The sequence below is a fragment of the Massilia sp. YIM B02763 genome (assembly GCF_030412015.1).
In the GTDB taxonomy this organism is placed as follows: domain Bacteria; phylum Pseudomonadota; class Gammaproteobacteria; order Burkholderiales; family Burkholderiaceae_D; genus Telluria.
Genome location: NZ_JASNRD010000012.1, coordinates 169,372 through 181,777, shown reverse-complemented (window position 1 = coordinate 181,777; position 12,406 = coordinate 169,372). Strand labels below are relative to the sequence as shown.

Here is a 12,406-nt window from a genome sequence, read left to right as displayed (position 1 = left end):
AAACCCAGAAAAGTTATGTCTAACTTCTCTGGGTCAGTTCAGGGGTGGGGTGACGTCGTGGCCGAAGTCGCGCAGGCGCTCGACACCCGGCCTTGAATGACGTCGTCCCTGCGAAGGCAGGGACCCAATTTTGCACGCGCTGTCGAGATGCGTGCATGGCTTGGGTCCCTGCCTTCGCAGGGACGACGGTGTTCAATGAGCGGGTTTAGGCCCGCTGCAACAGCTCCTGATGCGCGCTGCGCAGCATCGCTTCCGTATCTTCCCACCCGATGCACCCATCCGTCACCGAACAGCCGTACTTCAGCTGCGACAAGTCGCTCGGAATCGGCTGGTTGCCGCTGACGATGTTCGATTCGATCATCACGCCCACCAGCGACCCGTTGCCGTGGCGGATCTGCTGGATCACGTCCGACATCACCAGCGGCTGCAGTTCCGGCTTTTTATAGCTGTTGGCGTGCGAGCAGTCGACCACCAGGTTGGCGGGCAGGCCGGCCTTTTTCAGCGCCTGCTCGGCGATCGTCACCGAGACCGAGTCGTAGTTCGGACGGCCGCCGCCGCCGCGCAGCACCACGTGGCCGTAGGCGTTGCCGCGGGTGCGCACGATGGCGACCTTGCCTTGCTCGTTGATGCCCAGGAAGGAGTGCGGGCTGGACGAGGACAGCACGGCGTTGATGGCGATCGAGACGTCGCCGTCGGTGCCGTTCTTGAAGCCGACCGGCGTGGACAGGCCCGAGGACATCTCGCGGTGGGTCTGCGATTCGGTGGTCCGGGCGCCGATGGCGGTCCAGGCGATCAGGTCGCCCAGGTATTGCGGCGAGATGGGGTCGAGCGCCTCGGTGGCGGTCGGCAGGCCCAGTTCGCACACGTCCAGCAGGAACTGGCGCGCGCGCTCCATGCCGACGTCGACGCGGAAGGAGTCGTCCATGAACGGGTCGTTGATATAGCCCTTCCAGCCGGTGGTGGTGCGCGGCTTTTCGAAATACACGCGCATCACCAGGACCATCGTGTCGGCCACTTCGGCCTGCAGCGCCTTCAGGCGGCGCGCATAGTCGAGGCCCGCGACCGGATCGTGGATGGAGCAGGGGCCGACGACCACGAACAGGCGCTTGTCCTTGCGGTCGAGGATGTTGCGCAGGGTTTCGCGGCCCTTCATGACCGTGGTGAAGGCCTTGTCGGTCAGCGGCAGCTTCTGGTGCAGCTCGACCGGCGACGGCATGGTCGCGAACGAGGTGACGTTGGTATTTTCGATATCGGGCGTGATCAACATGGTATGACGTGTTTTTCCTGAGGGATCGGCCAGTCTAGCGCGAAACGCGCACGATTGCAGCCGCCCCGGCCAAAATGTCGCATTCTCTGACCTCCTGCGCCGGTGGTATGCTTCGACACATGGACCCTACTCAAGCACCGAACCACGCACCGGACCAAGCGCCATTCCCCGCCGCCCGTTTCATCAAGGAGATCGGCCGCGGCGTGAAGGGCGCGCGCAGCATGACGCGCGAGGATGCCCGCGACCTCTATAAAGCCATGCTCGACGGGCGCGTCTCCGACCTCGAACTGGGCGGCATCCTGCTGGCGATGCGCATCAAGGGCGAGTCCGTCGAGGAGATCGCCGGCTTCATGGACGCCGCCGAAACGTCGTTCCCGCCGCTGCCGCTGCCGCCCGGGGAGTTCGCGCCGGTGCTGATCCCCAGCTACAACGGTTCGCGCAAGCTGGCCAACCTGACCCCGCTGCTGGCCATGCTGCTGGCGCGCGAAGGCGTGCCCGTGCTGGTGCACGGCGTGCGCCAGGATCCCGGCCGCGTCACCACCTTCGAGATCCTGGCCGAGATGGGCATCGGCCCCACCGGCTCGACGGCCGACATGCTCGATGCCTTCGCGGCCCGCCGCCCCTGCTTCATGCCGATCGAGCTGCTGGCGCCCCAGCTCGCGCACCAGCTGTCGCTGCGCCGCATCCTGGGCGTGCGCAATTCCACGCACACGCTCGTCAAGATGCTGCAGCCGTTCGCTGGCCCGGCGCTGCGCCTGGTCTCGTACACGCACCCGGAATATCTGACCATGCTCACCGCCTATTTCGGGGGCGTGGCCCCTACCGAGCGTGGCGACGCCTTCCTGATGCGCGGCACGGAAGGGGAGACGGTGGCGAATGCCAACCGCGCCCAGCAGATCGACTGGTTCCATGCCGGTACCCAGACCGTGCTGGTCGAGCGCGACGCCCCGGCCGACGCGCTGGCGCCGGCGCCGGAAGGGCGCGACGCGGCGGCCACCGCCGACTGGATCGCCCGCGCCCTGCGCGGCGAGCAGCCCGTGCCGGGGCCGATCGCGGCGCAGGCGGCGCAGTGCATGCGGGTCGCGCGGGCGTTGCGTTCGGAGAGCTGAGCGACGGCGGATCGCGCCGTGCATCGTAGGGTGGACGGGTTTCCCGTCCACGCGTCCAGCGACACTCGCCGCACCACTATTCGGCCCTGCCATTTACAATACCGCCTTTTGTGCGCGGCAAAGGCGGTTCGGAAATGGCAAAACACTACGATGTGGCGGTGATCGGCGCCGGTGCGGCCGGCATGATGTGCGCCTTTGTCGCCGCCCAGCGCGGCAAGCGCGTCGTCCTGGTCGACCATGCAGCCAAGCTGGCCGAGAAGATCCGCATCTCCGGCGGCGGCCGCTGCAATTTCACGAACATCAACGCCGGCCCGCAGAACTACCTGTCCGAGAATCCGCACTTCTGCCGCAGCGCGCTGTCGCGCTACACGGCGCAGGATTTTCTTGCGCTGGTGAAGAAGCACCGCATCGGGTACCACGAAAAACACCGCGGCCAGCTGTTCTGCGACGATTCGGCCGAGCAGATCATCCGCATGCTGAAGGACGAGTGCGAGGCCGGCGGCGTCCACTGGCGCATGCCGTGCAAGGTGATGGGCGTGGAGAAGGGCGATGCCGGTTTCCGCATCGAGACGGATGGCGAGCTCATCCTTGCTACGAACGTCGTGGTGGCGACCGGCGGCCTGTCGATCCCGAAGATCGGCGCCACCGACCTCGGCTACCGCATCGCGAAGCAGTTCGGCCTGAAGATCGTCGAGACCCGTCCCGGCCTGGTGCCGCTGACCTTCGACGGTCCCAGCTGGCAACCGTTCGTGCCGCTGGCCGGCATTGCGCTCGAAGTGGACGTCGAAACGGGCTCGGGCAAGGGCCGCAACGCCAAGCGCGGCTATTTTCGTGAAGACCTGTTGTTCACGCACCGTGGACTGTCCGGCCCGGCGATCCTGCAGATTTCCAGCTACTGGCAGCCGGGCACGCCCATCGTGCTGAACCTGTTGCCGGACATCGATGTGGCCGAGGAATTGATTTCCTCCAAAACCACTGTGAAAAAGCAGCTCGGCAATATCCTGTCGCAATGGCTGCCCGCGCGCCTCGCCGAAGGGTTGCTGACGGCAAACGGCCTGGCGCCGGATGCCCGTCTGCCGGACATGGCCGACGCAAAATTGCGCAAGCTGGGCGACGCGATCAACCGCTGGGCCATCGTGCCGACGGGTTCCGAAGGCTATAAAAAGGCCGAGGTGACGCTGGGCGGCGTCGACACGAAGGAGCTGTCGCAGCAGAGCATGATGGCGAACAAGGTCCCCGGCTTGTACTTCATCGGCGAGACCGTCGACGTCACCGGCTGGCTGGGCGGCTACAACTTCCAGTGGGCATGGGCGTCGGGTTTTGCCGCAGGTAGTGCAATCGAATGAAGGCCGTGACAGGGCCCGGTGAGCCATTGTTGTGATTGCAGCACATTGACAAAAATCTCGCACAGCTCTTGAAAAGCTGTTAGAATTTCGTTCTTCCCTAAATCCAACGGTTTCATTTTTACATGACCACTATCCGCCTTAAAGAAAACGAGCCGTTCGAAGTCGCTATGCGTCGCTTCAAGCGCACTATCGAAAAAACCGGCCTGCTGACCGAACTGCGCGCTCGCGAGTTCTACGAAAAGCCGACCGCAGAGCGCAAGCGCAAGCTGGCCGCTGCCGTGAAGCGCCACTACAAGCGCATCCGCAGCCAGCAACTGCCGAAGAAACTGTACTAATTTGGTTCAGCTGCCTGATCCGGTGACGGTTATGCCAGTCCCGGCGCATCAGGCCTGAATGTGACGAAGCCCGCTCCGGTTGTACCGCAGCGGGTTTTGCCTTTTGCCCCATCCCATCGAACGGAGACTCCATGAGCCTGAAAGATCAAATTACCGACGACATGAAAAATGCCATGCGCGCCAAGGAAAGCGAGCGCCTGGCCACCATCCGCCTCATCCTGGCCGAGATCAAGCGCCGTGAAGTGGACGAGCGCATCGAGCTGGACGATGCCCAGGTGACCGCCGTCGTCGAGAAGATGATCAAGCAGCGCAAGGATTCGATCACCCAGTTCGAAGCCGGCGGCCGCCAGGACCTGGCCGAGATCGAGAAGAAAGAACTGGCCGTGCTGTCGGCCTACATGCCGGCCGGCCTGTCGGACGAGGAAGTCGCGGCCGAAGTCGCCGCCGCCGTCGCCGCGTCGGGCGCCGCCGGTCCGCAGGACATGGGCAAGGTGATGGGCATCCTGAAGCCGAAGCTGGCAGGCCGCGCCGACATGACGGCCGTATCGGCCCAGGTCAAGAAGGCGCTGTCCGGCGCTTGATGTTTTTCCAGCGCATGCATTTGCGGCATTCGCGCCACAAACGCATGCGCCCGCCGATGCACCCGGGCGGCAACGCCTTGTTGCCTGCTGCAAATCAACCTGTGGCAAGCCCTGCGGTATAGTCTGACCTTAGACAAAACACTGTTATATCAAGTGATTCCGCAATCCTTCATTACCGATTTGCTCAACCGCGTCGACATCGTCGACGTGGTCGGCCGCTATGTGCAGCTGAAAAAGGGCGGCGCCAACTACATGGGACTGTGCCCCTTCCACAACGAAAAATCCCCCAGCTTCACCGTCAGCCCGACCAAGCAGTTCTATCACTGCTTCGGCTGCGGCGCCCACGGCACGGCGATCGGTTTCCTGATCGAGTACTCGGGCATGGGATTCGTGGATGCGGTCAAGGACTTGTCGCAAAGCGTCGGCATGATCGTCCCCGACCAGGACGACAAGATCCCGCCGGCCCAGCGCGCCGCCCAGCAGGCCCAGTCGCTGGCCATGACGGATGCGCTGAACCAGGCCTGCGACTTCTACCGCGCCCAGCTGCGCCAGGCCCCGGCCGCCATCGCCTACCTGAAGGGCCGCGGCCTGACGGGCGAGGTGGCCGCACGGTTCGGGCTCGGCTATGCGCCGGGCGGCTGGGACAACCTGCGCTCCGTGTTCCGCGACTACGATGCGCTGGCGCTGGTCGAATCCGGCCTGGTGATCGACAAGGTCGACGAGGACGGCAATAACAAGAAACGCTACGACCGCTTCCGCGAGCGCGTCATGTTCCCGATCCGAAACACCAAAGGGCAGGTGATCGGTTTCGGCGGCCGCGTCATGGATGGCGGCGAACCGAAATACCTGAACTCGCCGGAAACGCCGCTGTTCCAGAAGGGACTGGAACTGTACGGCCTGTTCGAGGCGCGCCAGGCGATCCGCGACGCCGGCTACGTGCTGGTGACGGAAGGGTATATGGACGTCGTCGCGCTGGCCCAGCTCGGCTTCCCGCAGGCAGTGGCGACGCTCGGCACGGCTTGCACCAGCACCCACGTCCAGAAACTGCTGCGCCAGACGGACAATGTGATCTTCAGCTTCGACGGCGACAAGGCCGGCCGCCGCGCCGCCCGCCGCGCGCTGGAAGCGTGCTTGCCACAAGTGTCCGACGACAAGGTCATCAAATTCCTGTTCCTGCCGCAAGAGCACGACCCGGACAGCTATGTGCGCGAATTCGGCGCCGAAGCGTTCGCCCAGGAAATCAACGAGGCGATGCCGCTGTCGCAATTCCTGCTGCGCGAAGTCTCGACCGAACACGATCTTGATACGCCGGAAGGTCGGGCCCATGTTCAATTCGATGCCAAGCCGCTGCTGCAGGCGATGGCGCCATCCGCGCTGCGCCTGCAGATCGTGCGGGGCCTGGCCAACCTGACCCAGTCAACCCCGGCGGAGATCGAAGCGTTGTTCGAATTGTCGAAGCCCGTCGCCGTCGCCCGCAAGGCGCCGCCGCGCCAGGGCCGTCCGGAGCCGGTAGGGCTGGAGTTGCAGATGTCGCGCATCCTCGTCGCCCACCCGGCGTTGGCCCTGGACCTGGACGACGCGGCATTGCGCGCCTTCGACTTCTTCGGCGAGGAACAAGCCGAACGTTTGCGCCAGCTCGTGGGCATGGCCCAGGCGCTGGGGGCGAACGGTACGTTCGCGGCGTTGTCCCAGCAATTGAAGGAAGTGAGCGGAGACTACGACCGTTTGATTTCCGACATTGCCTCGGAACCCGAATCGGATAGCGATGCAGACAGGGTTTGGCTTGTCAGTGCTGTGAGGCAAGTCAAGCGCGATCTATTGAAACAGGAGCTCAATCAGTTGATTTCCTCCGGTTTGCCCTCAGATCAGGTAAGTACTCGCTATCGCGAGATCACTGCTCAGCAGGCCTTCCTGGACAGGGAGGAGGCGAGCCAGCCCGCAGCGAAATTCTCCTGATGGGACCAGGGCGCCACCGAGGCGTTTGTAACTGGAAAGTCAAGGGGCGCGTGCTATAATAAAACGCTAACTATTGCAAGCTTTGAAACGATTTTTCGTCTCAGACCGGGCGGGGTGTTTCAGTTAGCGGGGCAACAGATTTGTGCCTGTAGCGTGATGTAAGGTAACAAAACTTTATCTTTTAACCATAATAAAGTGGTCGTTGTGACTTCGAAAGCGCCTGTGCCAACCAAGAAACCCGAAACCAAAGTGGCTACCAAATCCACCAGGATGTCCGCCAAGGCGGACAATTCACAAGACAAGGCGGAAGCCCGCGTCGCGGGTGTCGCGCCAGTGAACCAGACGACCGATGCGGAAGCACTCGCCGCGATCGACACGTCGGGCTACGTGCTGCCGGCCGTCAAGGTACCGGGCCGCCGTGGCCGCAAGCCCAAGGAATTCACGCCCGAGAACGACGAAGTCGCCGCCCTGAACGCGGTCGAGCGCGCCGAGCTGAAAGCGGTCGACAAGGCCAAGGCCAAGGACCGCAAGGCCAAGGAAAAGGCGCTGCTGAAGGATGCGTTCTCCTCGGACACGGAAGCGAGCGAGGAAGAGCTCGAAATCCGCCGCCAGAAGCTCAAGGCCCTGATCAAGTCGGGCAAGGAGCGCGGCTTCCTGACCTATTCCGAGATCAACGACCACCTGCCGGACAATATCGTCGATCCGGAAGCGATCGAAGGCATCATCGGCACCTTCAACGACATGGGCATTGCCGTCTACGAGCATGCGCCCGATGCCGAGACCCTGCTGCTGTCCGACAGCGTCGCCACCGTCACCAGCGACGACGAAGCCGAGGCTGCCGCCGAAGCGGCGCTGTCGACCGTCGACTCCGACTTCGGCCGCACCACCGACCCCGTGCGCATGTACATGCGCGAAATGGGCTCGGTCGAGCTGCTGACCCGCGAAGGCGAGATCGAGATCGCCAAGCGCATCGAAGACGGCCTGCGCGACATGATCCAGGCGATCTCCGCCTGCCCGGTGACGATCGCCGAGATCATCGACGCTTCCAACCGCATCGAACGCGACGAGATCAAGATCGACGAGATCGTCGACGGCATGGTCGACGAGAACGAAGACGAGGCGACCTCGCCGAGCGCGGTCGCCCCGACGTCGGCCTCGGACGATGAGGACGAGGACGACGACGAGGAAGAGGAAGAAGAGGAAGAGGAAGAAGAAGCCAGCGCCGGTTCCGGTGCGGCCGGCTATTCCGCCGAACAGCTCGAACAGCTGAAGAACACGGCCCTCGAGAAATTCCGCCTGATCGAACAGCAGTTCGACAAGATGCGCAAGGCCTACGAGAAGCAGGGCTACAACTCCGAAGGCTATATCAAGGCCCAGGAAGCCATCTCGAACGAACTGCTGGGCATCCGCTTCACGGCGAAAGTCGTCGAAAAGCTGTGCGACACCCTGCGCGGCCAGGTCGACGAAGTGCGCCACATCGAGAAGCAGATCCTGGACGTGGCNGGGCATCCGCTTCACGGCGAAAGTCGTCGAAAAGCTGTGCGACACCCTGCGCGGCCAGGTCGACGAAGTGCGCCACATCGAGAAGCAGATCCTGGACGTGGCCGTGAACCGCTGCGGCATGCCGCGCGCCCACTTCATCAAGGTCTTCCCGGGCAACGAGACGAACCTCGACTGGGTCGACGGCGAAGTGAACGCCGGCCACGCCTATAGCGCGATCCTCGGCCGCAACATCCCGACGATCAAGGAACTGCAGCAACGCCTGATCGACCTGCAGGCGCGCGTCGTCCTGCCGCTGCCTGACCTGCGCAACATCAACCGCCAGATGGCGGCCGGTGAAATGAAGGCGCGCAAGGCCAAGCGCGAAATGACCGAAGCGAACTTGCGTCTGGTCATCTCGATCGCGAAGAAGTACACGAACCGCGGCCTGCAATTCCTCGACCTGATCCAGGAAGGCAATATCGGCCTGATGAAGGCGGTGGACAAGTTCGAATACCGTCGCGGCTACAAATTCTCGACGTATGCGACGTGGTGGATCCGCCAGGCCATTACCCGCTCGATCGCGGACCAAGCGCGCACGATCCGTATTCCGGTGCACATGATCGAAACGATCAACAAGATGAACCGGATCTCGCGCCAGATCCTGCAGGAGACGGGCGCCGAGCCGGATCCGGCAACGCTCGCGGTCAAGATGGAAATGCCGGAAGACAAGATCCGGAAGATCATGAAGATCGCGAAAGAGCCGATCTCGATGGAAACGCCGATCGGCGACGACGACGATTCCCATCTGGGCGACTTCATCGAGGACAACAACACGCTGGCGCCTTCGGACGCGGCGCTGCACGCCTCGATGCGCGGTGTCGTGAAGGACGTGCTGGACTCGCTGACCCCGCGCGAAGCGAAAGTCCTGCGCATGCGCTTCGGCATCGAGATGTCGACCGACCATACGCTGGAAGAGGTCGGCAAGCAGTTCGACGTGACCCGCGAGCGCATCCGCCAGATCGAAGCGAAGGCCTTGCGCAAGCTGCGCCACCCGTCGCGTTCCGACAAGCTGAAGAGCTTCCTCGAGGGAAGCGGCGGCTGAGCCGCTGTGCAGCCAAGAAGCTTGACGGACCAGCGCTAACACAATATCCTCTCGCCACTTTGGGTCATCCATGTCTTCCTGACATGGCCTGATCCGGGTGGCGAGCAGTTGGCGTCCATCCCCGTTGAAGAAGTACGTACCAGTTTCGGGCCTCTAGCTCATGCCTGGTTAGAGCAGCGGACTCATAAGTGCGCCGTAGATAGGGCGCATTCTCGTTGTGGAAGTAGTTTCACCCCACTGAAGCAATGTGGGTAAAACAGCGGCTTACTAGGGAGGTAAACCCTAGGATACCTGAAAAGGAAACTTTAAGGGGACTGCAGCATGCCGTTAAAAGGCAGACGAAAGCTAATATGCAAGCTTAACAGGTCTGTCAGTTAGGCCAGTCATGGTGAAGGCTGATTGTCTGAAACCTAATCCGACCGGAGCATCACGAGCAACTGGTGGACACGCATATTTACGTCCATCTTGACGAATGAGCGGTAGCGATTATGAATACCTCTCAAGCTTCTTCGTCAGCCGGCACCCAAGTAGGGATGAGAAGGATGTATGGGACACCTAAAACTGGACCGCGAGAATGTGTTAACTACGGGATTGCCTACGGGGAGTAATCCCTAGAAGCTTGAGTTGAGATATGCAACTCAGGTAGAATCGATGAAGTTACGGCAACGTAGTGGAACGATTCGGCAACGGACTATTCGATAGTACCCGTTGTGGTAGAAATGTTGGGCCGTTAGCTCAGCTGGTCAGAGCAAGGAACTCATAATTCCGGGGTCGCAGGTTCAAGTCCTGCACGGCCTACCAAAGTACACCCTATACAGCCCAGGTAACTCTGGGGCAAGGGAAAGCGAAGACGCAAGGAAGTCGATAGAAGGGAAAGGTTTACTCGGATGAGTAATAAAGACCTGGAACGACTAGAAACACTACGTAAACTTAACGCCAAACCCGGTTGGGTCAACGGAGACCTATATAGGCTAATGTACAAAACCGACTTGTATGTCGTGGCGTATCAGAAGCTCAAAAGTGTCCCCGGAAACATGACGCCAGGCCCCGACGGGACTACGCTCGATGAATTCTCTCTGAGGACCATCGAGAGAATCATATCGAACATCAAGGACGAGTCTTTCCAGTTCTCTCGTGCTCGACGTGTTCACATCCCCAAGGCAAATGGTAAAACCCGTCCGCTAGGTATCGCTCCTCCTCAGGACAAGATCGTACAAGAGGTCATGAGAATGATTCTCGAAGCTGTGTACGACAGCCCCTATGGGAGCAGTTTCAGCGACGACAGTCATGGTTTCAGAGCCAAGCGAGGCTGCCACACAGCGTTAAAGTCTATCCGCAACAACTGGAGCGGAGTGACGTGGATCATTGAAGGTGACGTTAAGGCTGCCTTCGATTGTATTGACCACGACATCCTAATCAACATTCTGCGTCGTAAGATCAAGGATGAAAGATTCATAAACCTGATTAGGAAAGCACTAACGGCAGGTTACTACGAGTTCAAAACACCCGTAGACAGTGTCGTTGGTACACCCCAAGGCTCAATCGTATCTCCTATCCTGTGTAACATCTTCCTTCACGAGCTCGATGAGTTCGTAGCAGGTCTAATTGGAACACATGAAAAAGGGGATAAGAAAAGAACCTCGACCGAGTATAACTACCGTCAGAAGCAGATTGAAAAGGTTCGCTCGAAGCTAGGCGAGCCCGGACAAGACGCCGACGAACGCAAGGAATTACTCAAAGAGTTGAAAGCCCTTCTTACGGCCCAGAAGCAATCCAGTCCCATGCGGGACGACGGATCGTTTATTAGGATGAAGTACGTAAGATACGCGGACGACTGGTGTGTGGGAATCAATGGTCCAAAACATCTGGCCGTACAAATCCGTGATGAGATCAAAGCATTCATGGCGGACAAGCTCGGACTTACTCTGAACATGGAGAAGACCCACATTCGACATGCCAAAGACGAAGAGGCTTTCTTCTTGGGTACTAGAATTAAGGTGGGTGCTAACTCGCAGAAGGTGGTTCGTATCGTTGATAAGAACGGTCGCAACTACCAAAAGCGGGTTACCGGATGGTTACCCCAAATGTTTGCACCGTGCGACAAGCTGGTGACCAGACTGAGTTCCAGGGGATTCTGCGACCTTGAAGGGCGTCCGCTCGGAAAGGCTGCATGGATGTTCCTCGACGACGATCAAATCGTATCGATGGCTGGAGCGGTGCTGAGAGGGCTAATAAATTTCTATAGCTTCGTAGACAACTATCCAGATCTACGCAGGGTTCAATACATCCTGAAATACTCAGCGGCGAAGACCTTAGCTGGAAAGCATAGGACTTCGGTTAGACGAATCTTCCAGAAATTTGGTGACGCGCTGGCGATCGAGAAGAAGCGGAAGGCTAAAACAGCTTTCATTTCATTCCCGACGGTAGTGGATTGGAAACGAGACCCGACCAGATTCAAGATCGGCGAGGTTCCCAGTTCAGATTATGCTCTCCAGAAGAGCATAACACTGCGTACCCGAAGCAAACTCTGGATGAACTGCGTGATTTGTGGTTCTGACGAGAAGGTGGCGATGCATCACATACGCCATGTCAAGAAGATGGGGGAAAAGGTGACCGGGTTCAATCGACTCATGGCTATCCTGAACAGAAAGCAGATTCCAGCATGTACGCCCTGTCATGTGAAAATTCACAAGGGTATATATGACGGCCTTAAGTTGTCGGATTTGCACGACCCCATCGCAGCGGCGAGGTAGTGAGGAAGACGTAGTTCGCGTAAAAGCGTGCCTTGATGGAGAGCGTAATGCTTGGAAACTTGCACGTTGCGTTCGGAGGAAGGTAGTTGACTTCCTGCATAGCGCGGCTTCGCCGCGCTATGAAAGGGGTTGGCTACCCATCCTACTCCGTTGGTGCGCGGTTCGACTCCGCGGAGGCCTACCAATAAAATCAAGAGCTTACATTGCTGTGGGCTCTTGTTCCTCACAATGCTGAACTGCCGTGTAGGCACTATGTAGGCATTTCTCTATCGTTACTTCCTTTTGCTATCACCCTTCACTGAAGTGTGGACAGCATCCGCACGCCTTGTGTGTTGTTTGTTTTTCTTTTTGGTAATGCCAATCCCTTCAGCACGCAATGCAGGCCGAGATATCCCTAAATAAGCTTTTAGGACCTTGTTATACTGCAATTCCAAAGCAATGATGCCTTTCCAAGCATCTGCACTACTAATTCGTA

At 59.9% G+C, this 12,406-nt stretch carries 7 protein-coding genes, 1 tRNA gene and 2 pseudogenes; 9 read left to right on the top strand and 1 reads right to left on the bottom strand.

The genetic code is table 11. The features are described from left to right. Positions 1-205 precede the first annotated feature (205 nt). A complete protein-coding gene (locus tag QPK32_RS16530) occupies positions 206-1,267 on the bottom strand; it encodes a 3-deoxy-7-phosphoheptulonate synthase (protein WP_290413883.1) in 1,062 nt (353 codons plus the stop codon). A 119-nt stretch (positions 1,268-1,386) separates the two neighbouring features. Here QPK32_RS16530 and ybiB point away from each other — a divergent pair, with 119 nt between their 5' ends. The 9 genes and pseudogenes from ybiB to QPK32_RS16485 all read left to right on the top strand — a co-directional run bounded on the left by ybiB (position 1,387) and on the right by QPK32_RS16485 (position 11,931). Next, positions 1,387-2,376, top strand: coding sequence for a DNA-binding protein YbiB (gene ybiB / locus QPK32_RS16525; protein WP_290413882.1), 990 nt, complete (start codon positions 1,387-1,389; stop codon positions 2,374-2,376). Between the two features lie 134 nt (positions 2,377-2,510). After that, positions 2,511-3,722 (top strand): NAD(P)/FAD-dependent oxidoreductase, encoded by a 1,212-nt coding sequence (locus tag QPK32_RS16520; RefSeq protein ID WP_290413881.1) that lies wholly within the window; start codon positions 2,511-2,513, stop codon positions 3,720-3,722. 122 nt (positions 3,723-3,844) lie between these two features. Further along, a complete protein-coding gene (gene rpsU / locus QPK32_RS16515; RefSeq protein WP_005665410.1) occupies positions 3,845-4,057 on the top strand; it encodes a 30S ribosomal protein S21 in 213 nt (70 codons plus the stop codon). Positions 4,058-4,188: 131 nt separating this feature from the next. Next, a complete protein-coding gene (locus tag QPK32_RS16510) occupies positions 4,189-4,638 on the top strand; it encodes a GatB/YqeY domain-containing protein (protein WP_290413880.1) in 450 nt (149 codons plus the stop codon). 153 nt (positions 4,639-4,791) lie between these two features. Next, positions 4,792-6,594: a DNA primase gene (gene dnaG, locus QPK32_RS16505; protein ID WP_290413879.1), complete on the top strand. Its 1,803-nt coding sequence runs from the start codon at positions 4,792-4,794 to the stop codon at positions 6,592-6,594. 270 nt (positions 6,595-6,864) lie between these two features. Further along, positions 6,865-8,082, top strand: a pseudogene (locus QPK32_RS16500) (RNA polymerase sigma factor region1.1 domain-containing protein); the annotation flags it as partial. Positions 8,083-8,098: 16 nt separating this feature from the next. Continuing rightward, a pseudogene (gene rpoD, locus QPK32_RS16495) lies at positions 8,099-9,178 on the top strand (RNA polymerase sigma factor RpoD); the annotation flags it as partial. A gap of 724 nt (positions 9,179-9,902) precedes the next feature. After that, a tRNA-Ile gene (locus tag QPK32_RS16490) sits at positions 9,903-9,979 on the top strand. A gap of 173 nt (positions 9,980-10,152) precedes the next feature. Beyond that, positions 10,153-11,931 carry a reverse transcriptase domain-containing protein gene (locus QPK32_RS16485; RefSeq protein WP_290413878.1) on the top strand — a complete coding sequence of 593 codons (1,779 nt, stop codon included), beginning with the start codon at positions 10,153-10,155 and terminating at the stop codon, positions 11,929-11,931. Positions 11,932-12,406 lie beyond the last annotated feature (475 nt).

Excerpts from the sequence above, each read along its gene's own strand:
- QPK32_RS16530 (WP_290413883.1), bottom strand. The coding sequence starts at position 1,267 with ATGTTGATCACGCCCGATATCGAAAATACCAACGTCACCTCGTTCGCG.
- ybiB (WP_290413882.1), top strand. The coding sequence starts at position 1,387 with ATGGACCCTACTCAAGCACCGAACCACGCACCGGACCAAGCGCCATTC.
- QPK32_RS16520 (WP_290413881.1), top strand. The coding sequence starts at position 2,511 with ATGGCAAAACACTACGATGTGGCGGTGATCGGCGCCGGTGCGGCCGGC.
- rpsU (WP_005665410.1), top strand. The coding sequence starts at position 3,845 with ATGACCACTATCCGCCTTAAAGAAAACGAGCCGTTCGAAGTCGCTATG.
- QPK32_RS16510 (WP_290413880.1), top strand. The coding sequence starts at position 4,189 with ATGAGCCTGAAAGATCAAATTACCGACGACATGAAAAATGCCATGCGC.
- QPK32_RS16485 (WP_290413878.1), top strand. The coding sequence starts at position 10,153 with ATGTACAAAACCGACTTGTATGTCGTGGCGTATCAGAAGCTCAAAAGT.